The organism is Mycolicibacterium lutetiense, from assembly GCF_017876775.1.
Classification (GTDB): domain Bacteria; phylum Actinomycetota; class Actinomycetes; order Mycobacteriales; family Mycobacteriaceae; genus Mycobacterium; species Mycobacterium lutetiense.
In genome coordinates this window covers 3,506,978-3,527,598 of the sequence record NZ_JAGIOP010000002.1, presented here as the reverse complement: position 1 = coordinate 3,527,598, position 20,621 = coordinate 3,506,978, and the positions used below count along the sequence as shown (strand labels likewise).

23 protein-coding genes are annotated in these 20,621 nt (G+C 66.6%); 11 read left to right on the top strand and 12 right to left on the bottom strand.

Annotated features, from left to right (window positions below; translation table 11 throughout):
- Nucleotides 1–37: 37 nt before the first annotated feature.
- Genes JOF57_RS26275 through pyrE form a run of 3 tightly spaced genes read left to right on the top strand, consistent with a single transcriptional unit; the run spans nucleotide 38 to nucleotide 1,870 of the window.
- Nucleotides 38–427, top strand: coding sequence for a hypothetical protein (locus JOF57_RS26275; RefSeq protein ID WP_209923750.1), 390 nt, complete (start codon nucleotides 38–40; stop codon nucleotides 425–427).
- A gap of 19 nt (nucleotides 428–446) precedes the next feature.
- Nucleotides 447–1,241: a HugZ family pyridoxamine 5'-phosphate oxidase gene (locus JOF57_RS26270; protein WP_209921986.1), complete on the top strand. Its 795-nt coding sequence runs from the start codon at nucleotides 447–449 to the stop codon at nucleotides 1,239–1,241.
- A 59-nt stretch (nucleotides 1,242–1,300) separates the two neighbouring features.
- Entirely contained in the window at nucleotides 1,301–1,870 is a 570-nt protein-coding gene (gene pyrE, locus JOF57_RS26265) for an orotate phosphoribosyltransferase (protein WP_209921984.1), read from the top strand.
- A gap of 14 nt (nucleotides 1,871–1,884) precedes the next feature.
- Here the strand turns inward: pyrE and JOF57_RS26260 are convergent, their stop codons facing one another.
- The 4 genes from JOF57_RS26260 to JOF57_RS26245 are packed head-to-tail and all read right to left on the bottom strand — an operon-like array spanning nucleotide 1,885 to nucleotide 5,711.
- A complete protein-coding gene (locus JOF57_RS26260; protein WP_209921982.1) occupies nucleotides 1,885–2,925 on the bottom strand; it encodes an ABC transporter ATP-binding protein in 1,041 nt (346 codons plus the stop codon).
- The gene (locus JOF57_RS26255) at nucleotides 2,922–3,695 is read right to left on the bottom strand and encodes an ABC transporter permease (RefSeq protein WP_209921980.1); all 774 of its coding nucleotides are present in this window, start codon (nucleotides 3,693–3,695) and stop codon (nucleotides 2,922–2,924) included. Before JOF57_RS26255 ends, JOF57_RS26260 begins: the two co-directional genes overlap by 4 nt.
- Nucleotides 3,692–4,564, bottom strand: a complete 873-nt coding sequence (locus JOF57_RS26250) for an ABC transporter permease (RefSeq protein WP_209921979.1) — start codon at nucleotides 4,562–4,564, stop codon at nucleotides 3,692–3,694. Before JOF57_RS26250 ends, JOF57_RS26255 begins: the two co-directional genes overlap by 4 nt.
- Nucleotides 4,565–4,571: 7 nt before the next feature.
- On the bottom strand, nucleotides 4,572–5,711 hold the full coding sequence (locus JOF57_RS26245; RefSeq protein ID WP_209921977.1) for an ABC transporter substrate-binding protein: 1,140 nt from the start codon (nucleotides 5,709–5,711) through the stop codon (nucleotides 4,572–4,574).
- 128 nt (nucleotides 5,712–5,839) lie between these two features.
- On the opposite strand from JOF57_RS26245, the gene JOF57_RS26240 reads away from it, so the two are divergent.
- The 3 genes from JOF57_RS26240 to JOF57_RS26230 all read left to right on the top strand — a co-directional run bounded on the left by JOF57_RS26240 (nucleotide 5,840) and on the right by JOF57_RS26230 (nucleotide 8,971).
- Nucleotides 5,840–6,250: a hypothetical protein gene (locus JOF57_RS26240; protein ID WP_209921975.1), complete on the top strand. Its 411-nt coding sequence runs from the start codon at nucleotides 5,840–5,842 to the stop codon at nucleotides 6,248–6,250.
- 34 nt (nucleotides 6,251–6,284) lie between these two features.
- Nucleotides 6,285–6,704 (top strand): TIGR03668 family PPOX class F420-dependent oxidoreductase, encoded by a 420-nt coding sequence (locus tag JOF57_RS26235; protein ID WP_209921973.1) that lies wholly within the window; start codon nucleotides 6,285–6,287, stop codon nucleotides 6,702–6,704.
- A 113-nt stretch (nucleotides 6,705–6,817) separates the two neighbouring features.
- Nucleotides 6,818–8,971, top strand: coding sequence for an elongation factor G-like protein EF-G2 (locus JOF57_RS26230; protein ID WP_209921971.1), 2,154 nt, complete (start codon nucleotides 6,818–6,820; stop codon nucleotides 8,969–8,971).
- 7 nt (nucleotides 8,972–8,978) lie between these two features.
- On the opposite strand, the gene JOF57_RS26225 is transcribed toward JOF57_RS26230, so the two are convergent.
- Entirely contained in the window at nucleotides 8,979–9,539 is a 561-nt protein-coding gene (locus tag JOF57_RS26225) for a carboxymuconolactone decarboxylase family protein (RefSeq protein ID WP_209921970.1), read from the bottom strand.
- An 87-nt stretch (nucleotides 9,540–9,626) separates the two neighbouring features.
- On the opposite strand from JOF57_RS26225, the gene JOF57_RS26220 reads away from it, so the two are divergent.
- The 3 genes from JOF57_RS26220 to JOF57_RS26210 all read left to right on the top strand — a co-directional run bounded on the left by JOF57_RS26220 (nucleotide 9,627) and on the right by JOF57_RS26210 (nucleotide 12,348).
- Nucleotides 9,627–10,205 carry a TetR/AcrR family transcriptional regulator gene (locus JOF57_RS26220; protein ID WP_209921968.1) on the top strand — a complete coding sequence of 193 codons (579 nt, stop codon included), beginning with the start codon at nucleotides 9,627–9,629 and terminating at the stop codon, nucleotides 10,203–10,205.
- 42 nt (nucleotides 10,206–10,247) lie between these two features.
- Entirely contained in the window at nucleotides 10,248–10,955 is a 708-nt protein-coding gene (locus JOF57_RS26215; protein ID WP_209921966.1) for an SDR family NAD(P)-dependent oxidoreductase, read from the top strand.
- A gap of 241 nt (nucleotides 10,956–11,196) precedes the next feature.
- Nucleotides 11,197–12,348, top strand: coding sequence for an MCE family protein (locus tag JOF57_RS26210; RefSeq protein ID WP_209923749.1), 1,152 nt, complete (start codon nucleotides 11,197–11,199; stop codon nucleotides 12,346–12,348).
- Here JOF57_RS26210 and JOF57_RS26205 read toward each other — a convergent pair.
- The 3 genes from JOF57_RS26205 to JOF57_RS26195 all read right to left on the bottom strand — a co-directional run bounded on the left by JOF57_RS26205 (nucleotide 12,338) and on the right by JOF57_RS26195 (nucleotide 14,465).
- Nucleotides 12,338–13,237 carry a DMT family transporter gene (locus JOF57_RS26205; RefSeq protein ID WP_209921964.1) on the bottom strand — a complete coding sequence of 300 codons (900 nt, stop codon included), beginning with the start codon at nucleotides 13,235–13,237 and terminating at the stop codon, nucleotides 12,338–12,340. The two genes, JOF57_RS26210 and JOF57_RS26205, sit on opposite strands and share 11 nt — an antisense overlap.
- Nucleotides 13,238–13,337: 100 nt before the next feature.
- Nucleotides 13,338–13,625 carry a hypothetical protein gene (locus JOF57_RS26200; RefSeq protein ID WP_209921962.1) on the bottom strand — a complete coding sequence of 96 codons (288 nt, stop codon included), beginning with the start codon at nucleotides 13,623–13,625 and terminating at the stop codon, nucleotides 13,338–13,340.
- A gap of 132 nt (nucleotides 13,626–13,757) precedes the next feature.
- Entirely contained in the window at nucleotides 13,758–14,465 is a 708-nt protein-coding gene (locus JOF57_RS26195) for a histidine phosphatase family protein (RefSeq protein ID WP_209921960.1), read from the bottom strand.
- A gap of 107 nt (nucleotides 14,466–14,572) precedes the next feature.
- Between JOF57_RS26195 and JOF57_RS26190 the strand changes: the two genes are divergently transcribed.
- Nucleotides 14,573–15,154: an O-methyltransferase gene (locus JOF57_RS26190; RefSeq protein ID WP_407666651.1), complete on the top strand. Its 582-nt coding sequence runs from the start codon at nucleotides 14,573–14,575 to the stop codon at nucleotides 15,152–15,154.
- 33 nt (nucleotides 15,155–15,187) lie between these two features.
- Here JOF57_RS26190 and JOF57_RS26185 read toward each other — a convergent pair whose 3' ends face one another.
- Nucleotides 15,188–16,024: an AraC family transcriptional regulator gene (locus JOF57_RS26185; RefSeq protein WP_209921958.1), complete on the bottom strand. Its 837-nt coding sequence runs from the start codon at nucleotides 16,022–16,024 to the stop codon at nucleotides 15,188–15,190.
- A gap of 25 nt (nucleotides 16,025–16,049) precedes the next feature.
- On the opposite strand from JOF57_RS26185, the gene JOF57_RS26180 reads away from it, so the two are divergent.
- Nucleotides 16,050–17,312 carry an amidohydrolase family protein gene (locus tag JOF57_RS26180; RefSeq protein WP_209921956.1) on the top strand — a complete coding sequence of 421 codons (1,263 nt, stop codon included), beginning with the start codon at nucleotides 16,050–16,052 and terminating at the stop codon, nucleotides 17,310–17,312.
- Nucleotides 17,313–17,349: 37 nt separating this feature from the next.
- On the opposite strand, the gene JOF57_RS26175 is transcribed toward JOF57_RS26180, so the two are convergent.
- From JOF57_RS26175 to JOF57_RS26165, 3 genes are all read right to left on the bottom strand, one after another.
- Nucleotides 17,350–17,850 (bottom strand): hypothetical protein, encoded by a 501-nt coding sequence (locus tag JOF57_RS26175; RefSeq protein ID WP_209921954.1) that lies wholly within the window; start codon nucleotides 17,848–17,850, stop codon nucleotides 17,350–17,352.
- Entirely contained in the window at nucleotides 17,847–19,055 is a 1,209-nt protein-coding gene (locus tag JOF57_RS26170) for a cytochrome P450 (RefSeq protein WP_407666607.1), read from the bottom strand. The genes JOF57_RS26175 and JOF57_RS26170 overlap by 4 nt, the downstream gene beginning before the upstream one ends.
- A 104-nt stretch (nucleotides 19,056–19,159) precedes the next feature.
- On the bottom strand, nucleotides 19,160–20,533 hold the full coding sequence (locus tag JOF57_RS26165; protein WP_209921950.1) for a 9-bladed beta-propeller domain-containing protein: 1,374 nt from the start codon (nucleotides 20,531–20,533) through the stop codon (nucleotides 19,160–19,162).
- Nucleotides 20,534–20,621 lie beyond the last annotated feature (88 nt).

Here is a 20,621-nt window from a genome sequence, read left to right as displayed (position 1 = left end):
ACCAGTAATCGTTGGTCTGTCCGACGCGGCGATGCACATGTACATGGCCGCAATCGACGCACTACCGCCGACCGGCGACCCGGAGTACGCCGACCGCGCCGCGGTCGTCCTCAGCGGTCTTCGCAAGCTGCAGACGTCGCTGTCGGAGGCAGCGGGCCGCAGCCGGGTCACCCCGTCGGTCATCATCGCGCTCAGCGGCGTACGGCACCGCTACGACGAGTTGATGACGACGGCGTCCGCGGGCCCCGACGCCACGCTCGGTCAGCGTCTGTACGTTGCGCGCGGCAACGCGAAGCTGTCCACCGAGGAAGCCGCAAACGGCGTCGGCCTGCGTAAGGACCTCATCGAGGCCGTCGAGGCCGAGGAGCCCGCAACCGAGGCCGAGACCGCTCAGATCAAGGACCTCATCGCCGCGCTCGGCGGATAGCCGGCGGTAGGGTCGCTGCGTGACACGCGATCATGGCGACCCCGGTGATGCCCCTTCGGTTCCTCCCCCATTGACGGAGGTAGTCGAGGGGGCACGTCCGTCTGCGGCCGAGGAAGCCCGCACCGTCGCCGCGTCGACGAACGCGGGGACGTTGGCCTCGCTCACCGCCGACGGCGACCCGTGGGCGTCCTTCGTCACCTACGGACTCCTGGCCGGCGCACCGGTGCTGTGCGTGTCGAACATGGCCGAACACGGCCGCAACCTCGCCGGCGACCCCCGGGCCAGCATCTCCGTCGTCGCCCCCGACGCCGGGTCCGATCCGTTGGCCGGCACTCGCATCACGCTGGCCGGGATCGCCGAGCGGCCCACCGGCGAGGAGCTCGCCGCGGCCCGCCAGGCCCACCTGGACGGGGTTGCCGCCGCCCGCTACTACATCGATTTCAGCGACTTCTCGCTCTGGGTGCTGCGGGTACGACGCGTGCGCTGGGTCGGCGGATACGGCCGGATGGACTCCACCACCGGCGAGGCCTATGCCGCCGCCCAACCCGACCCCGTCGCTCCGCACGCCGCCGGTGCGATCGAACACCTCAACGCCGGCCACGCCGATTCGCTGGCCGAGATGGCCCGTGCCCTCGGCGGCTACCCCGACACCACCGCGGCGGTGTGCACCGGCGCCGACCGCTACGGCCTGGATCTACGGGTCACCACCGAACGCGGGATGGCCTACACCCGCGTCGGCTATGCCGCACCGATCGGCTCGTACGACGAGTTGCGCGCGGCCACCGTCGAGTTGGCCCGGCGCGCTCAGGCTTGATCGGCGCACCGCGCCGGCCAGGGCTGAAACCCGCCGGGCCGTGCAATACGATCGCGGGTATGCCTGAGCGCCCGGAGACCTGGCAAGCCGCCTTCGACCTGATCCGCACCCGCGGCTACGAACGCCGTGAGGAACCGTTCCGGCTGGCCAGCGGACAGCTGAGCCACGACTACATCGACGGCAAGTTCGCCATCGACACGGGCGAGCGGATGGCCATCGTCAGTCGCGCTGTCGCCGATCTGGCCGTCGCGAGCGGTATCGAGTTCGACGCCGTCGGCGGGCTCACCATGGGCGCCGACCCGCTGGCCCACGGGGTGGCGATGGTGACCGGCAAGGCCTGGTTCTCGGTACGCAAGGAACAGAAGTCACGCGGCCGCGAGCAGTGGATCGAGGGCACCCGGATCGAGCCCGGCACCCGCGTACTGCTGGTCGACGACGTGATCAGCACCGGCGGATCCACCGAGATCGCCTACGAGCGGGTCACTGCCGTCGGCGCCGTCGTCACCGGCGTCATCCCGATGGTCGACCGCGGCGACATCGCGACCGGACGATTCGCCAAGCGTGGGGTCCCGTTCGCGGCACTGGTCACCTATCGCGACCTGGGCATCGAACCGGTCAAGGATGTCTAGGGCCGACGCCTGAGCTAGATCACCAGCACCGGGGTCCGCTCCAACGCGAGGCTGACCACCACGCCGGGCTGGAAGGTGCGCGCCCGGGAGCTGGGCAGCTGCGCGTGGATCAGCGAGCCGTCGGGCAGTGACATGTACACATGGGATGTCGGGCCCAGGAACGCCACGGATTCCACCACCGCCGGCCCGTTCGGATCCGCACGCACCCGAATCGCTTCCGGACGCAGCATCGCGGTACCCGCTCCCGCGGTGATCGAACCGGGCAGGGTCGGCAACTCGGCGCCCAGCAATCTGGCCCGTCCACCCGACACCCGCGCGCGCACCTTGTTGTGCCAGCCGACGAACTCGGCAACGAACGGCGTCGACGGGCGGGCGTAGAGCACGGCAGGCGTGGCGAGCTGCTCGAGTTTGCCGTGACTCATCACCCCGACCCGGTCCGCAACCGCCAGCGCCTCCTCCTGGTCGTGCGTCACGAACAACGTCGTGATGCCGACTTCGAGCTGCACCCGCCGGATCTCGTCACGCAATTGGGAACGGACCTTGGCATCGAGTGCCGACAGCGGCTCATCGAGCAGCAGCACCCTCGGCTCGATCGCCAGTGCCCGGGCCAGCGCCACCCGCTGCTGTTCCCCGCCGGACAACTCGTGGGCGTATTTGCCCTTGTGCGCCGACAAGCCGACCAGATCGAGCATGTCTGCGGCTCGAAAAATCCTCTCCCGCTTGGTATTTCCACGCATCTTCAAACCGAACGCGACATTGTCCAGCACGGTCAGGTGCGGGAACAGGCTGTACGCCTGGAACACCATGCCCATGTCCCGCTTGTTGGCAGGCACCGAGCTGATGTCACGGCCACCGGCAAGCACGGTGCCCGAGCTGGCCTCCTCCAGACCGGCCAGGATGCGCAGCGCAGTGGTTTTGCCGCAGCCAGACGGCCCGAGCAGCGCCACCAACTCCCCCGGCTCGATGGACAGGCTCAGCCCGTCGAGGGCGTGGACGCTGCCGTACGTGCGGGTGAGGTCACGAAGTTCAACCCGCACACCGGCCCCGAGACTCATGTCTGAACTCCCAACGTCCGGCGGCGACCCCGCGTGAGCGCGGCCAAGACCAACAACAGCGCGAATCCGAGCAACAGGGTGGCCAACGAGGCCGCCACCGACGTCGCGCCGTCGCTCTTACCGATCGCCACGATCTGGACCGGGAGCGTCTCGAAGCCGATCAGCGAGGCGATGGTGTATTCACCGAGCACCACCGCGATGGAAATGAAGGCCGCGGACAAGATCCCCGACCAGATGTTGGGCACGATCACCCGGGTGATCGTCGACAACCAACCGGCCCCCAACGACCGGGCAGCCTCCGACAAGGTTTGCAGGTCAATCGCCGACAACGCGGAATCTATTGCCCGGTAGGCGAACGGCAGTACCAGCACCACGTAGGCGAACGTCAGGGTGAGCGCCGTCTCGCCGAGAAGGTACGTGACCCAGAGGTACACGTTGCGCAGGCCCACCACGATCACCAGGGGCGGGATCGTCAACGGCAGCAGGCACAGAAACTCCACCAACGGTGCCGCCCAGCGGACCCGCACGCGCACCCAGATCATCGTCGGCACCAGCAGCACCAGCATCGCGATGACGGTGAACACCGCGAGCAGCAGTGAAATCAGAATGGAGTGATACAGGGCCTCGTCGGCCACCAGGTTGCGCCAGGCCTCGCCGGTGCGCCCGCCGGCGAACAGGTTCCGGGTGGAGAAGTCCGCCATCGCATACAGGGGAAACAGGAAGAACAGGCCGAACGCCACCCAGAGCGCCACGCGGGCAACGCGGTTCATTTGAGCCACCTCGCCGTGCGGCGCACCAGGGCGTTGTAGGCGATCATCACGACGGCCACCACCACGATCATCTCGCACGCCAGCGCGTAGGCGAAGCCGGACTGACCCAGCACGACCTCACTGGTGAGTGCGGCCCGGATCAACAGCGGCACGATCGGACTGCCCTGACTGACCAGTGCGGCCGCGGTGGCGTAGGCGGCAAACGCATTGGCGAACAACAACAACGCCGCCCCCCAGAACGCCGGGGTCAGCAGCGGCATCGCGACCTCCCGCAGGTACTGCCACCGTGATGCGCCGAGGCTCACGGCCGCCTCGCGCCACTGCTCACGCAACCCCTCGAGGGCGGGCAGAAAGACGATCACCATCAGCGGGATCTGGAAGTAGCTGTAAACCACTATCAACCCACCGAGTCCGTACAACCAGCCGGAGCCGACCAGGTCCCAGCCGAGGTTCTCCTTCACCCACAGCGTCAGCACGCCGTTGAGCCCGATGGTGGCCAGAAATGCGAAGGCCAGTGCCACACCGCCGAACTGAGCCAGCACACTGCACAGAGCCAGCACCGTGCGCCGAAGCATCGACGTCGGTGCACTGCTGACGATCAACCAGGCCAGCACCGCACCCAGCACCGCCCCGATGAGTGCGGTACTGGCCGACAGCACAATACTTTTGGCGAGAGCCGTCAGTGCGGTGCCGGAGAACAGCGCTGCGATGCGGCCGAAAGAGAAGGACCCGTCGGCGAAGAACGCCATCACGATCACCGTCACCGTCGGCACGATCAGGAACACCGTCACCACCGCCACGAACGGCAGCAATGGCAGCGCGTCACGGATGTCCGCGCGTAGATCCCGGCGAGAAGTACTACCCGGCATTCGGTACCTAGCCGATCGCCTTGGCCCAGTTGTCGGCCAGATACTTGTTGGCTACGTCGGTTTGGGCCTGGCTCGCGACGGTCACCGGGCCGTCGATGGGAGGCAACTGACCGAACGCCGCGCGGTCGGCGGTCCCGGCCAGGATCATCTTGTCGGCGCGCACCGGGCGGACCCCGCCCTGGGCGTACAGGTTCTGGCCTTCGTCGCTGAACAGGAATTCCTGCCACAGCCGGGCCGCCGCCGGATGCGGTGCATCCTTGCTGATCGCCTGGTAGTAGTACCCGGCGACCAGGGCCTCGTGGGGCACCATCACCTGCCAGCCGGGGACCTTCTGGCTCTCGGTGCCGTTGAGGTAGTTCCAGTCGATCACCACCGGCGTCTGTCCCGATTCGATGGTGGCCGGGGTCGGGTCGAGTGGCAGGAAGTTGCCTGCCTCGTTGAGCTTTTCGAAGAAGGCGACTCCGGGGGCGATGTCATCGGCCGACCCGCCCTGAGCCACCGCCGCCATCAGCACCCCGGCGAACGCGGCACCGGCCTGGGTCGGGTCCCCGTTCAGCGCGACCTTTCCGTGGTATTCGGGTTTGAGCAGGTCCTCGACGGACGTCATCGGTGGAACCTTCGTCGAATCGAAGCCGATCGACATGAAGCCGCCGTAGTCGTTGACCCAGGTGCCTGCCGGGTCCTTGAGCATCTCCGGGATGTCATCGAACGTGGCCACCTTGTATGGGGCAAACATCGACACATTCGCGAGCGCGACCGACTGCCCCAGATCGAACACGTCGGGCGCAGTGCCCTTGCCCTTCTGCTGGTTGGCCGCGTTGATCTCTTCCTGACTGGAACCGTCGGGTAGCGCCGAGTTCACCTTGATGCCGTACTTCTCCGAGAAGGCCTTGATGATGGCGCCGTAGTTGGCCCAATCCGGGGGCAGCGCAATCACATTGAGTTCACCTTCGGCCTTGGCCGCCGCGATGAGCTTGTCCATCCCGCCGAAGTCGGCCGCAGACTTGGCCTCGGCGACCTTGACGCCGGTATCCGTGTCCCCGCCGGCAGCGCCCTTCTGTGGCGGCGCGCACGCCGCCAGACCCACAGCGACGAGGGCCGAGGCGGCCAGAGCCGCCGATGCCGTCACGATCCGGGACGTGATCATTACCCAACCCTCCGTCGGTCACCATGCGCGCGCACCGGCACCCTATCGCGGCCTCACCGCACGCGAGACGCATCGCGGGCCGCCCGACTGTGGACGATGCCGATACCGGCTGACTAGGGTTGGCGCCCATGACGCCCATCCGCACGAGCCTCGCACGTCGGCGGCGTCCGCTCGCCACAGCTGCCACCTTCGTCGTCATCGGCGCCGCAGCTCAGTGGGCGATCGCACCCGCCTCGGCCTCCTTCGACGTGCAGGGCTATGAGACGTGTACCGCGGCGGCGGCACCCGGTCCCGACCAGAACATCGACTCCGTCGCCACGACCTGCTGTGTCGACAACGCCGGAGTGCCTGCCAACACCTCCTACGGCGTGGGCTGCGTCGCGCGCGTCGAGAATCCGCCAGAGGACTACCGGCCCACGATCGTCATGCCGACCCGGCCCATACCACCGGATGAGGGCGAAGACCCGATCTACGACGAGCGCATGGAGCTGCCACCCACGGTTGACGGTGCGCTGCCCGGCGATGTACCGCCGCCCTGAGACGTTGCCGGTGTCATCCACTTAGTCTGGAGTGATGGCCGATCTCGATGCCGCAACGCGATTCGCCACTGCACCCACCGCCGTCCTGGCGACACTGAGACCGGACGGCGCACCCCACCTGGTCCCGGTGGTCTTCGCGGTGCATCGCTCGGCCGAGGGCTACACCATCTACTCCGCGGTCGACGCCAAACCCAAGTCCACCCACCGGTTGCGTCGGCTGGCCAACATCGAAGGCGACAGCCGGGTCAGCCTGCTGGTCGACCATTACACCGACGAGTGGGAGCACCTCTGGTGGGTCCGTGCCGACGGACTGGCGACGGTTCATCACGGCGGCGACCAGATGGCCACGGGCTACGGGCTTTTGCGCGCCAAATACCCGCAGTACGAGCGGATTGCGCTGAACGGTCCGGTTGTCACCGTCGAGGTCACGCGCTGGTCGTCCTGGCAGGTGTGACACCGCCCTGACGTCGTCCGCGCACCTGCGCAGACCTTGTGCTCCAGATCACATCGGGGAATGGTGGAGAGCAGGTCCAGCGGGGCGCCCCCGGGGACACCAGGAGGAGTGCCATGGCGGACAAGACGCATTCGGCCGGCAACGGGGCTGTTCCCACCGCGGACAGCCCCGCCGCCATTCGCAACGTCGCGCTCGTCGGCCCGTCGGGTGGCGGCAAGACCACCCTCGTGGAGGCCCTGCTGGTTGCCGCCGGTGTGCTGACCCGCGCGGGTTCGGTGGTCGACGGGTCGACGGTTTGCGATTTCGACGAGGCCGAGATCGGCCAGCAGCGCTCGGTCGGACTGGCGCTGGCCCCGTTGCAGCACAACGGGATCAAGGTCAATCTGATCGACACCCCCGGATACGCCGATTTCGTCGGCGAGCTGCGCGCCGGGTTACGGGCCGCCGATTGCGCGCTGTTCGTGATCGCGGCCAACGAGGACATCGACGAGCCGACGAAGGCGTTGTGGCAGGAATGTGCGGCGGTGGGGATGCCGCGGGCGGTGGTGATCACCAAGCTCGATCACGCCCGCGCCAACTACGCCCATGCACTGGCCGGTGCCCAACAAGCCTTCGGGGACAAGGTGGCGCCCCTGTACTTCCCCGCCGGGGAGGGCGTCATCGGTCTGCTCACCCGCACGTACTACTGCTACAGCGACGGCACCCGCACCACCCGTCCGCCCGACGGCGCCTACGACGACGAGATCGCCGAGCTCCGCGGCTCCCTGATCGAGGGCATCATCGAGGAGTCCGAGGACGAGACGCTGATGGAGCGCTACCTCGGCGGCGAGGAAATCGACGAGGCCGTGTTGATCGCCGATCTGGAGAAGGCCGTGGCCCGCGGCTCGTTCTTCCCGGTGATCCCGGTGTGCAGCGGGTCCGGGGTCGGCACGCTGGAGATGCTCGAGATCGCGACCCGCGGCTTCCCGTCACCTCCCGAGCACCGCCTGCCGGAGGTGTTCGCGGCCAGTGGCACTGCCCGCAAGCCGATGGCCTGCGATCCGTCCGGGCCGCTATTGGCCGAGGTGGTGAAGACGACGTCGGATCCCTATGTCGGCAGGGTCAGTCTGGTCCGGGTGTTCTCCGGCACCATCAGGCCCGACGCCACCGTGCATGTGTCGGGCCATTTTTCTGCCTTCAACGGATCCGTGGCGCCCGAGGGATCCCACGGCCACGCCGATCATGACGAGGACGAGCGCATCGGCACCCTGTCCTTCCCGCTGGGCAAGCAGCAGCGTCCGGCACCGTCGGTGGTGGCCGGCGACATCTGCGCGATCGGGCGGCTCAGCCGCGCCGAAACCGGTGACACCCTGAGCGACAAGGCCGATCCGCTGGTGCTGCGCCCGTGGACGATGCCCGACCCGCTGCTGCCGATCGCGGTGCAGCCCCATGCCAAGACCGACGAGGACAAACTCTCGGTCGGGTTGCAGCGGCTGGCCGCCGAGGATCCCACACTGCGCATCGAGCAGAATCCCGAAACCCATCAGGTCGTGCTGTGGTGCATGGGCGAGGCGCACGCCGCAGTGGTGCTCGACGCCTTGTCGCGGCGCTACGGGGTGTCGGTGGACACCGTAGAGCTGCGGGTGCCCCTGCGGGAAACGCTCGGCGGCAAGGCAAAAGGACACGGCAGGCACGTCAAACAGTCCGGCGGGCACGGACAGTACGCAGTCTGCGACATCGAGGTCGAGCCGCTACCGGAGGGCACCGGATTCGAATTCGTCGACAAAGTGGTCGGCGGATCCGTACCGCGCCAGTTCATCCCGAGCGTCGAGAAAGGGGTGCGGGCCCAGATGGAGAAGGGTGTCGGGTCAGAGGTCGGGTATCCCGTCGTCGACGTCCGGGTGACGCTGGTCGACGGCAAGGCGCACAGCGTCGACTCGTCGGACTTCGCCTTCCAGATGGCCGGCGGGTTGGCATTGCGGGAGGCCGCTGCGGCTGCCGGGGTGAACCTGCTCGAGCCGATCGACGAGGTGACCGTGGTGGTGCCCGACGATCTGGTCGGCCCGGTGATGAGCGATCTGGCGAGTCGGCGTGGACGGGTGCTCGGCACCGACAAGGCCGACGAGGCCAAGACCGTGGTGAAGGCGGAAATTCCCGCGGTCGAACTGGTCCGGTACGCGATCGACCTGCGGTCACTCTCACACGGCGCCGGCGCGTTCACCCGGCAGTTCGCCCGCTACGAGCCGATGCCCGAATCGGCCGCAGCACGGGTACGCCGCACCGCGTAGTCGGCTTTCAGTTCGCGAGTGAGGCGTAGAACTCGTCGCTGCCTGCGCCGTCTTCCAGTTGGACGTCGAAGGTGTTCAGCGCGAAGGCCAGCGTGCTGTAGCCGCCGAAGGTGAACATCAGATCCATCCGCTGACGCTCGTCCAGCCGCTGCCCCAAGCGTTCCCAGACCGCAGCCGACATCTTCGACCCACTGTGCAGTTCGTCGACTGCGTCGAGCACGGCCTGGTCGAATTCGTCTGCCGCCGAGCCACTTTGCGCTGCTTCGACATCGGCCTCGGTCAACCCCACCTGGCGCGCCATCGCGCTGTGGTGGCCCCACTCATACACACATCCGTGGTGGAAGGCGGTACGCAGGATCACCAACTCGCGGATGCGTTCGGGCAGCGTGGATCCCTTCTGCAGGTAGGTGTTGAACGGCAGGAACGCCCCGGCCAACCCGGGGTGGCGCACCAGCGTCGACAACGCGTTGCCCGCCTTGTCCGGGCGGCGACGCTCCGGCGGCACGGTGGAGGCCAACGCCTCGCGCGCCTGATCGTCCCAGTCCTCGGCCGGCAACGGCGTCAACATGCGGTACCCCTACTTTACGATCGACTAGTAATCTCCTTTACGATCGTAAAGGAGATTCCGCCGCAGCGCACACGAGAGGACGCACCGATGGACACCGCCACGGCCGAACCGGCCGGCGTGAACACCACCCGAGCACGCCTCGTCGAGGCGTCGGTCCGGCTGTTCACCCGACACGGCTTCGCGGGCACATCGCTGCAGATGATCGCCGATGAGCTGGGCTTCACCAAGGCCGCCATCTACTACCACTTCCGCACCCGTGAACAGCTGCTGACCGCCGCTCTGGACCCGGTACTGCAGCAGATGAGACGGATCGTCGACGAAGCCGAGAAGCACCGCGGCGCACACACCCGGGCCGACCACATGGTGCGCGGCTACGCCGAACTCGCCGTCCACAACCGGGCCCTGGTCTCGGTGCTGGCCGGCGACCCGAGCGTGGACGAGGCACTGCGCACCCGGCCCGAGTGGGAAAACGTGATCGACCGCCAGATGGCACTGCTTGCCGATGTCGACCCGGGGCCGGCAGGCCTGGTCAAGGCCGCGATGGTGTTCTCCGGGATCGCCGGGGGCGCGGGCGTCGCCTCGGCGGGGCTGACCGATGAGCAGTTGTACCGCCATCTCACCGAATCGGCCCGGCGGACGCTCGGCCTGCGCGCGCTACGGCGCTGACGAAATCCTTTGCAATTCAGCCTATTACCGAAAGGGAATGAGATGACAGTCAAGACAGCACTGGTGACCGGCGGGGCATCCGGAATCGGCAGGGCGATCGCCGAACGGTTGGCCGCCGACGGATACCGGGTCGCTACCCTTGACCTCAATTCGACTGACGACGAGCACTCCTACGCCGCCGACGTCACCGATCGGGCCCAGGTCGATGCGGTGTTCAAAGCGGTCCGCGAGCAGTTGGGCCCCGTCACGATCCTGGTGAACTCGGCTGGTCTCAGCGATTTCACGCCGTTCACCGAGCTCACCTTCGAGCGTTGGCAGAAGGTCGTCGACGTCAACCTCAACGGCGTGTTCCACGTCGTGCAGGCCGCCCTGCCCGACATGATCACCGCAGGCTGGGGTCGCATCGTCAACATTTCCTCGTCGAGCACGCACTCCGGCGTGCCGTACATGTCGGACTATGTGGCGGCCAAGTCGGCGGTGAACGGGCTGACCAAGTCGCTGGCCCTGGAACTGGGTCCCGCCGGGATCACCGTCAACGCCGTACCGCCGGGTTTCATCGACACCCCGATGCTGCGCGCCGCCGAATCCCGGGGCGAACTCGGCGACATTCAACACACGATCGACGCCACGCCGGTACGCCGAATCGGGCGGCCAGAGGACATTGCTGCCACATGTTCGTTCCTGATTTCGGACGAGGCGGGCTACATCACGGGCCAGATCGTTGGTGTGAATGGCGGTCGCAACACCTGATCAGCGCTTAGTCTGTGACATGGATCTCCCAGTATTGGCAATTTGATGTTCGCCGCACTGGGGGGTTCGCAGTTGCAGTTGTCTCTGCTTGTTTGCGACAGTTTGCTTACTCACTAGCTGGCTGCGTCAATATGTCGGAGGTTTGCACGTGGCCTCATCCACCGTGTCGGTACGGGACCGCTTCGAAAAGCGGTTCAAACACTGGCGGTACGACCCGCCGTACAAGTCCGCGTGCGCAGGCATGGTCATCCTGCTGGTCGCGGTGCTGACGCTGACGTGGATGCAGTTCCGTGGGGCATTCGAGGAAAAGACGCAGGTCACTGTACTGTCCAACCGGTCGGGTCTGTCGATGGACCCCGGCTCGAAGGTCACCTTCAACGGCGTGCCCATCGGCCGGTTGACCGCCGTGGACGTGGCCGAAATCGACGGTGACCAGCAGGCCAAACTGACCCTGGACATCAAGCCCAAGTACATGAAGCTGATCCCGGAGAACGTGACCGCCGAACTGAAGGCCACCACGGTGTTCGGCAACAAGTACATCTCGTTCATCGCACCGGAGAATCCGTCGCCGCAGCGGCTCTCTCCGGAGACGCCGATCCGCGCCAACGGTGTGACGACAGAGTTCAACACACTATTCGAGACGATCACCGCGATCTCCGAACAGATCGACCCGATCAAGCTCAACGAAACCCTGACCGCGACCGCGCAGGCGCTCGACGGATTGGGTGACAAGTTCGGCCAGTCGATCGTCAACGGCAACGACATCCTGGCCGACCTCAACCCGCGGATGCCTCAGATCCGCCGCGACATCGCCGGCCTGGCCGACCTCGGCGAGGTCTACGCCAACGCCGGCCCGGATCTGTTCGACGGCCTGACCAACGCCGTCACCACCGCCCGCACCCTCAACGAACAGCGCGGCAACCTGGACCAGGCCCTGGTCGCCGCGGTCGGCTTCGGCAACACCGGTGGCGACATCTTCGAGCGCGGCGGCCCGTACCTGGTCCGCGGAGCCCAGGACCTGCTGCCGGTGAGCGCGATGCTCGATCGAAACAGCCCGGCCTTGTACTGCATGATCCACACCTACGCCGAGGCCGCCCCGAAGTTCGCCCAACAGACCCGCAACGGCTACGCGTTCGAGCTGCAGAACTTCCTTGTCGGCGTCGGCAACCCCTGGGTCTACCCCGACAACCTGCCCAGGGTGAACGCCACCGGCGGGCCCGAGGGCCGGCCCGGTTGCTGGCAGCCGATCACCAAGGATCTCTGGCCGGCCCCGTATCTGGTGCTCGACGTCGGTGCAGCCGTCACGCCCTACAACCACCTGGAGATGGGCCAACCGCTCGTGGCCGAGTACGTGTGGGGCCGCCAGGTCGGCGAGAACACGATCAATCCCTAGCGGTCGTGACTTCCAGTTCGGCCTCGAGCTTCTCCTCGTAGGCGCCCTCGTCACGGCCCAGTGCGATGGTGGCTGCGGCCATCGCCCCGATGGCGACCGAAAGTGCGACCGGCTCCCAGCCGGTGACCGACAGGTGCTCGCCCAGCACGATGGAGCCGAGCACCACCGCGACGACGGGCTCGAGGACCAGCATGGTCGGCACCGAGGTCTGCAGCGATCCGGCGTGAAATGCCGACTGCTGAAGCAGCGTCGCGATCACCCCGAGAGTCACCACCAGATACAGGGCCGGCGTGGTCAGCACGGCGAGCACACCGTCCACGACGATCGTGTGCATCACGATCTTGGTCAGCACGGCGACCACACCGAACATCACGCCGACCGCCAGCGCCAACAGCACCGCGCGGCGCCAGTCGGTGCTCCGCGTGGCGGCCAGGACACACAGGCCGACGGCCGCCGCGCACACCACGACGACGGTGACCGTGGTGGCCACAGATACCCCGTAAGTCCCGGTGCTGGCCCTGGCCAGCGCGACGAACACGGTCAACGCCCCGGTCAGCAGCAGGGCCCAGGCCCATTCGGCGCGGCTGACCTTCCGGTGGGCCAGGCGGGCGCTGAGCGGGAGCGCGAACAACAGTGCCGACACCAGCACCGGTTGGACGAGCAGCAGTGAACCGAACCCGAGTGCCAGCGCCTGGAACACGTACCCGGCCACCGCGGACGCGGTTCCCGCCCACCACAGCTTGCGGCGCAGCAATGTGCGCAGCATGACGGTACTGACGCCCTTCTCGGGCGGAACGTCCATGGTGGCGCGCTGCCGAACGACAATGCCGACAGCTGCGAAAACCGCTGCGCACAAGGCGAACAGCACCGCAAGACCGTTGCCGAGCAAGCGTCGTCAACCCCTCCCGGGCCGGTGTGTCGGCCCCTCCGGGGGAGAAGGCCAGTGCCCTTCAACCGTAGAGCGCTGACGGTTGTCGCGCCGATCGGGGCTAGACGACCTGCAGGTGCCGCTTCGGTGGCTGGTCGGCTGAGTCCGCCGGATCGGTCGGCGGGGCGGGCGCGATCTTGTCGTTGACGCTGGCCACCGCATGGTCGACGCGGTTCACCGCGGTGTCGCACAGGTCGCGAACCCGGCCGCTGGCGGTCTCGACCTCGTCGGCGGCGCTGCGCAGGTAGGCCCGGAGGTTGACCCGCAGCCGTTCACCGGCACCACGCGCCCGCAGTCGGACCCGGTCGTCGACCTCGACGGTCACGAAGGGCAACAACCGAAACCTCATGACAGAAACCTCATGGCCACGCTCCCATCGCCGCTTGCCTTGGCACACAGTATCCGCGCCCGACCACGGTTCGAGCCAGACGTGACGGGCACCGCATTCCGGCAGTTTATGGCCGGCGGATCACATCGAGGGCTAGCTCCCGGCGCCGTCCCAGTCGGTCAGCGTCCAGCCGTCGGTCGGATTGCCCTCGACGACGACATAGCCCGTGTTGTCGAGCGGGTGCTGCATCAGCAGTTGAGGATTGGGATTGTCGACGTTCATCTGGACCCACAACATGATCGCCGCGCCGTGTGAGTACGCGACGGGATTGTCGTCGCCGCTGTCGTAGATCTGCTGCACCGCTTGGTCGAACCGGGCGTCGAACTCGTTGCCGTCGATCGAACCGGGTATCCGGGCGCTGCGATCCCCACGCAACCACTGCTCCGGCGCCGCGAAGTACGTCTGGACGGCGCTCGCCTCGGGCTGGCCCTCGTAGACGCCTGCCTCGACCTCGTGGAGCCCTGGCAGCACGGTGACCGGTTCGTGGAGGGTCTCGGCCATGGGCTGAGCGGTCTGCTGGGTCCGGACCATCGTCGAGGCGAAGATGCCGTCGTAATGGTGGGGCGACAGCCGCTGCGCGCTCGCGACGGCCTGTGTCCGGCCCAGATCGGTGAGCGAGGGGCCCGGAGTTGAGCTGTCGATGAGGCCGGAGGCGTTACCCGCGGACTGGGCGTGACGGACGAAGGTCAGGGTGATGGAGCGGTAGCCGCCTGCCGCTGCGGTCGGGGCCAGCAGCGTGGCGAGAACAAGAACGAATGCGGCCAGTAACGGGACTGCACGTAGTTTTCGCACGCCTGCCATCATTCACCCTTCGGCGTAGGTTCGTTGGTGTGACTACCCTCGACGACGCTCAGGTCGCCGGCGCGCTGGACCGGATGTACGCCGCCTCCGACGATCAGTTCAAGAAGATGCGTGAGGACGGATCCCGCAGGTTCGCCGATCTGTCCAAGGCCAACGCGCAGGAACGCGCGGATGCCCTGAGCGACATCTACATGCCGGTGACCCGCGAGGCCGGCCGACTGCTGTACTCCCTGGTTCGGGCCACCAGGCCGGCCGTCGTCGTCGAGTTCGGAATGTCGTTCGGACTCTCGGCACTGCACCTGGCATCGGCGGTGCGCGACAACGGAACCGGGCGGGTCTTCACCACCGAACTCAGCACCACCAAGATCGCCGCTGCCAAGCAGACATTCGCCGAAACCGGTCTGGACGATGTCATCACCGTCCTCGAAGGCGACGCGCTGGAGACGTTGGGGTCCGTGCCGGGCGAGGTCGGATTCGTGCTGCTCGACGGGTGGAAGGAGCTCTACCTGCCGGTGCTCAAGCTGATCGAGCCCCGGCTGGCCACCGGCGCACTGCTGATCGCCGACAACACGTCGATGGACGACACCCAGCCGTACCTCGACCACGTGCGGGACTCCGCGAATGGCTATGTCAGCGTGAACTTCCTGGCCCGCGACAGCGACAGCATGGAACTCAGCTGCCGGGCTTAGCGGGTACGCCGCCGCTACGGCCGCTGGCCGTCCCTAGTGGTCCTCACGCGCACGACTCCGGTACGCCGACGGAGTCTCTCCGCAGAACTGACTGAAGCATCGGGTGAACGAACTGAGATTCTCGAATCCGACGGCCGTCGCGGTCGCCTGCACCGACTGATCCGGCCCGGCCAGCAGCGCCATGGCCCGCAGCATCCGAGCATGCAGAAGGTATGTCCGCCAAGATATTCCGATCGTCTCGGCAAACAGGCGGCGCAGCGTCCGCTCGGACACGGCCACCGCCCGGCTGACATCCTCGGCTGCCACCGAGGCGAGGTGCTCCTTGGTGTAGGCCAGTGCGGCGACGACGATCGGGTGGTCGCTGGTCGGCAGGCTCAGCGGCGCCTCGTGGTCGAGCGCATCGGCCACCAGGTGCGCCAGGGTTCGGAAGAACGTGTCGGACGTGTCGTCGCCGTGCGCGCGGTCGACCGGCCAGCGCAACCCGTAGATCATCATCTCGCGGATGAGCGGGGACACCGCGATGATCCGGGCCCGGTCCCCCGGGTCGGCGATCCACTGCGGATCGAACATCACCGCGACGGTCTTGACGTCGGGGTTCATCACCGCCTGGTGTTGCAGGCCTGCCGGAATCCACGCGGCCTGCTGCGGCGGGAGCAGGTAGTGCGCGGCGTCGGTCTCCACCTCGACCACGCCATGCAGGGCGTACTCGATCTGGTGGACCTCGTGGGAGTGCCAACCGGTGATCAGCCCGTCGCCTTCGTACAGGTAGCTGCCGGCCGGCGCGTGCCCGCCGCGGCGCAATTCGATGACCGGCCGGGGCATGTTGGCCGATTGGGTTAAACCTCTGTCCGAAAGTGCAGAGACGGTCACGCTGTCCGAGGGTACTACTTGAATCATGCAGACCGACGACCTGATCCTCATCAGCATCGACGACCACGTCGTCGAGCCGCCGGACATGTTCCTCAACCATGTCCCGGCGAAGTACAAGCCCGAGGCACCCATCGTGGTGACCGACGACAAGGGTGTCGATCAGTGGATGTATCAGGGCCGCCCGCAGGGCGTGTCCGGCCTGAATGCCGTGGTGTCCTGGCCGGCCGAGGAGTGGGGTCGCGATCCGGCGGGGTTCGCCGAAATGCGTCCCGGTGTGTACGACGTACACGAGCGGGTCCGCGACATGAACCGCAACGGAATCCTGGCCTCGATGTGCTTCCCGACCTTCACCGGGTTCTCCGCGCGCCACCTGAACATGACGCGTGAAGACGTCACGCTGGTGATGGTGTCGGCCTACAACGATTGGCACATCGACGAGTGGGCAGGTTCGGCGCCCGGACGGTTCATCCCGATCGCCATCCTGCCGACCTGGAGCCCCGAAGCCATGTGCGCCGAGATCCGTCGGGTGGCCGCCAAGGGCTGCCGCGCGGTGACGATGCCCGAACTGCCACACCTCGAGGGTCTGCCGAGTTACCACGACGAGGACTACTGGGGCCCGGTATTCCGCACGCTCTCGGAGGAGAACGTCGTGATGTGCCTGCACATCGGCACCGGCTTCGGCGCGATCAGCATGGCGCCCAACGCACCGATCGACAATCTGATCATCCTGGCCACCCAGATCTCCGCGATGTGTGCGCAGGATCTGCTGTGGGGACCGGCGATGCGCAACTACCCGGACCTGAAGTTCGCCTTCTCCGAGGGTGGAATCGGTTGGATCCCCTTCTATCTGGACCGCAGCGACCGCCACTACACCAACCAGAAGTGGCTACGCCGCGACTTCGGCGACAAGCTGCCCTCCGACGTGTTCCGCGAGCACTCGCTGGCCTGCTACGTCACCGACAAGACCTCGCTGAAACTGCGCCATGAGATCGGCATCGACATCATCGCCTGGGAGTGCGACTACCCGCACAGCGACTGCTTCTGGCCCGATGCGCCCGAGCAGGTGTTGGCCGAGCTGAATGCCGCCGGCGCAAGCGATTCCGACATCAACAAGATCACCTGGGAGAACTCGGCGCGGTTCTTCAGCTGGGATCCGTTCAAGTTGACCCCGCGGGACCAGGCCAACGTCGGCGCCTTGCGCGCCAAGGCCACCGACGTCGACACCTCGATCCGTCCGCGCGCGGAGTGGGCCCGCCTCTACGAGCAGAAGCAGCTCACGCAGGCCTGACGGTTTGTCGTCGAGTCTGCGCTGAGGGCGCGAAAGTTCAAGTAATAACCGCCCTCAGCGCAGAGTCAACGATGTGGTGCTTCAGTGACGTGAAGACCTCAGAGACGGCCACCTCGTTGACGGTGAGATGAGCGGCCGCGACGGCCAGGGTTTTGAACGACTGCGCGGCCGCGCTCAGGGTGTGCCCGAACAGGTGGCTGGGATCCGGCGACTCCCCCCAGACCAGCACCTCGGCGCACCCCGCGGGGAGCTGTTGACCGTCCCCCGAAATCGCCCGGGCATATTCGTCGGCACTCATGACCAGGATGCACTGCTCCTCGTCCGGAAGCCCCGGCGGGGTCGCCGCATCGACGAGCTCGGCGCCGAGGATCTGGACCGGGCGGGCGTCGCCTTCCAGCGAAAGCTGCACACTGACCCGCCAACCACTCATCATCCGGTCGACGATCAGTCCGCCGGCGTTGGCGGTCAGATCCGCAGCGTCTCGGGCAATAACGTACATGCGGTATCCGGCTGCGCCGCTGCTCTTTTCACCCTTCATCGCAGCACCCGCACCGGGACGTGGGCCCATCCCGCGACGTTCTGCATGCTGACGCGTTCGCAGCGATCCCAGGCCACCTCGTAGTGGGGCATGAAGTCCAGGAGCTTGTCCAGGGCGATGGTGCACTCCAATCGGGCCAGCGCCGCGCCGAGGCAACTGTGGATCCCGTATCCGAATCCGAGGTTCTGGGCTTCGGTACGGTCCCGGTCGATGTCGAAGGTGTCGGGGTCCGTCCACGCATCGGGGTCACGGTTCGCCGAGCCACCGACCAGGAACACCGGCTTGCCCTCGGGAATCGTCACACCGTGCAGGTGGATCTCACGCTGTGAGCGTCGAACGTTGTACTGGGCCGGGGCTTCGTAGCGCAGCAGTTCCTCGATCGCGGCCGGGATCTTGCTGCGGTCCTCGCGCAGCCGCTGCCATTGTTCGGGGTGGCGGCCGAACATCACCACGGCCGCGCCGACCAGCTTGGTCACCGTCTCGGCGCCGGCACCGCCGAGAAGGGTGGCGAATCCGGCGATCTCGGAGTTGCGCAGCCGGGTGACCTCGCCGTCCTCACGCTCGATTTCGGCGGAGATCAACCGGCTGATCATGTCGTCCTGCGGTGCGGCACGGCGCTGTTTGATCAGGTCGTAGTACATCAGCCAGGTCTGGGCCATCGCCTCGACACCGGCTTCGGACACCTCGATCTGCCCCGGCTCGCGGTGGAGTTGCTCGTCGATCCACAGCCGCACCTGCTGGCGCAGTTCCGCGGGAACTCCGAGCATCGTTGTGATGACCTCGACCGGGAAGTACGCCGAGAAGTCGGAGACCACATCGAATTCCAGCGGATCGACGGCCTCGAAGTAGCGGTCGATCTGCTCGGACACCATGCCCTGCAACGCACCGATCGCCCTCGGCGTGAACACCTTGTTGACCAGGCTGCGCATGTGCCGGTGCTCGGGCGGGTCCATCGAGATGATCATCTTCGCGGGGACCTTCTGCCCGGTGCGGACCATGGCCAGATCGACCCCGTAGGCCGACGAGTACGTCTCGAAGTCCTTGAACGCAGCCGCCACGTCGACGTGCCTGGTCAGCGCGTAGAAGTCGTACTCGGCGCTGTAGTAGACCGGGGCTTCTTCGCGCATCCGCCGATACGTCTCGTACGGACCGTTGAAGAAGTCCGCCGAGAACGGGTCGAAAACCACCTGCGACGTCGTCAACATGACCTCCGGCCGGATAGGCAACCTGCCCCGACATCTTTCCGGGACGTCTAACTGTAATGGTTACAGTAGGTTCGGTTCAACTATCCGATCGGCTAGTACGTCGGCTAGCGCGCGGGCGGCACCAGTGAGATCAGCTCACCGGACCCGGGCCGCGCCTGCACCAACGTCGACCCGACCGTCCACATCGGCCCTGGTTCCGGGATCTTCCAGAGCACTGAGCAGGTATCGAGATCGAACCCGACCGTGGGTGCCTCATCTTCGCCGACGTCTGCCTGCGGCGCGACCACCACCGTTCCGTCTGAACCGATGAACTTGTCCTCCTCCATCGGAAGGCCCGTACACGACGACACCCGATTGCCGCCGCGGAGATCGAACTTCTCGACGATCACCGTCGACAGGTCGGCTGCGCTCCAGTCACTGCGCATGGTGAACATGCTGCCGCCGGAGAACCCGATCGTGTACGGAAACCCTTCGGAGCCGAGGCCGACGACCGTCATCGGCGTGCCGCGGTTGTCCAACACCAGCAGCTGATCGCTCGACACCAGCGACAACACCGGGAGCTCGGTGCTCGTCAGGCCGGGCCTGAAGAGATCAGGACTGCCGGCCTGATTGTCATAGCGGCCCACTTGATTCCCGCTGTCATCGAAGAACGTGAACGTCGTCGACCTGTAGCGGCTGCCGCTCTTGCGTTCCCGGTCGACGAAACCGCCGACCACCGGCACCAACTCGCCGCTCGTCTTCAGTACCGTGCCGTCGACGGCCGAGAACGCCACGCTGCGGTCCTTGCCGACCTTGGCCACCGCGATGTCGCTCGCCGGCATACCGGGTTGGTGTTTCAACACCTTGAGGTCGCCTTCGACGCCCTGGACCGTCCAGGTGAACTGAGCTTGATCGTCGATACCGCGCCAGCCGACCCCTGGTTCATAGGCGACCGCATAGGAACCGACCTGCACCACCTTGGCTTCGTCACCGAAACCGTTGACCTGCAGAGTGCTCACCGTGCGGGAGAGGACCGCACCGGTTTGCGCGTCCAGCACTAAGGCTTCACCCGGCGCGTCGCCGTAATCCCTGTTGAGGCACAGCACCCTGGCGGTACCGTTCAGTAGACAGCTGACCTCCACCGGGTGCTCGATGCTCACCGGGGTGAACAACGGAACACCTTGCACCACATCAACACCCAGCAGCCACGCACTGCGTTGACCGGTGGTCCCGACGCTGCCGGTCACGGTGAAGTAGGCATGGTCACCGACATCACCGACATGCTCCACGTGCGGTCGGTTGATGTCAGCCAGCACGGCCTTGAGGTCCATGCGCCAGCCCGGTACCGGTCGCTCTCGCAACGGCGGCAACGACACCTGCCCGGGCACTCCGACGTCGCCGGCATAGCTGACCGGCGACGTCAGCCCCCCGGACCCCTTGACGACAAAGCTCGCACCCAGCCACGCCAGTCCGGAAACCAGGCCGCCCGCGGCCACCATGATAAGCCAGTGCCACCAACGCATTTGGAACGGCCCCGCACGGAAACCAGGCTGAGGATAATTCACCCTCCGACCCTAGCAACGCCCA

Excerpts from the sequence above, each read along its gene's own strand:
- JOF57_RS26275 (WP_209923750.1), top strand. The coding sequence starts at position 38 with ATGTACATGGCCGCAATCGACGCACTACCGCCGACCGGCGACCCGGAG.
- JOF57_RS26195 (WP_209921960.1), bottom strand. The coding sequence starts at position 14,465 with ATGGCAGGCGTGCGAAAACTACGTGCAGTCCCGTTACTGGCCGCATTC.
- JOF57_RS26215 (WP_209921966.1), top strand. The coding sequence starts at position 10,248 with ATGACAGTCAAGACAGCACTGGTGACCGGCGGGGCATCCGGAATCGGC.
- JOF57_RS26180 (WP_209921956.1), top strand. The coding sequence starts at position 16,050 with ATGCAGACCGACGACCTGATCCTCATCAGCATCGACGACCACGTCGTC.
- JOF57_RS26245 (WP_209921977.1), bottom strand. The coding sequence starts at position 5,711 with ATGATCACGTCCCGGATCGTGACGGCATCGGCGGCTCTGGCCGCCTCG.
- JOF57_RS26165 (WP_209921950.1), bottom strand. The coding sequence starts at position 20,533 with ATGGTGGCCGCGGGCGGCCTGGTTTCCGGACTGGCGTGGCTGGGTGCG.
- JOF57_RS26240 (WP_209921975.1), top strand. The coding sequence starts at position 5,840 with ATGACGCCCATCCGCACGAGCCTCGCACGTCGGCGGCGTCCGCTCGCC.
- JOF57_RS26260 (WP_209921982.1), bottom strand. The coding sequence starts at position 2,925 with ATGAGTCTCGGGGCCGGTGTGCGGGTTGAACTTCGTGACCTCACCCGC.
- JOF57_RS26225 (WP_209921970.1), bottom strand. The coding sequence starts at position 9,539 with ATGTTGACGCCGTTGCCGGCCGAGGACTGGGACGATCAGGCGCGCGAG.
- JOF57_RS26175 (WP_209921954.1), bottom strand. The coding sequence starts at position 17,850 with ATGAAGGGTGAAAAGAGCAGCGGCGCAGCCGGATACCGCATGTACGTT.
- pyrE (WP_209921984.1), top strand. The coding sequence starts at position 1,301 with ATGCCTGAGCGCCCGGAGACCTGGCAAGCCGCCTTCGACCTGATCCGC.
- JOF57_RS26230 (WP_209921971.1), top strand. The coding sequence starts at position 6,818 with ATGGCGGACAAGACGCATTCGGCCGGCAACGGGGCTGTTCCCACCGCG.
- JOF57_RS26200 (WP_209921962.1), bottom strand. The coding sequence starts at position 13,625 with ATGAGGTTTCGGTTGTTGCCCTTCGTGACCGTCGAGGTCGACGACCGG.
- JOF57_RS26190 (WP_407666651.1), top strand. The coding sequence starts at position 14,573 with ATGCGTGAGGACGGATCCCGCAGGTTCGCCGATCTGTCCAAGGCCAAC.
- JOF57_RS26220 (WP_209921968.1), top strand. The coding sequence starts at position 9,627 with ATGGACACCGCCACGGCCGAACCGGCCGGCGTGAACACCACCCGAGCA.
- JOF57_RS26255 (WP_209921980.1), bottom strand. The coding sequence starts at position 3,695 with ATGAACCGCGTTGCCCGCGTGGCGCTCTGGGTGGCGTTCGGCCTGTTC.
- JOF57_RS26250 (WP_209921979.1), bottom strand. The coding sequence starts at position 4,564 with ATGCCGGGTAGTACTTCTCGCCGGGATCTACGCGCGGACATCCGTGAC.
- JOF57_RS26235 (WP_209921973.1), top strand. The coding sequence starts at position 6,285 with ATGGCCGATCTCGATGCCGCAACGCGATTCGCCACTGCACCCACCGCC.
- JOF57_RS26210 (WP_209923749.1), top strand. The coding sequence starts at position 11,197 with ATGGTCATCCTGCTGGTCGCGGTGCTGACGCTGACGTGGATGCAGTTC.
- JOF57_RS26170 (WP_407666607.1), bottom strand. The coding sequence starts at position 19,055 with ATGTTGACGACGTCGCAGGTGGTTTTCGACCCGTTCTCGGCGGACTTC.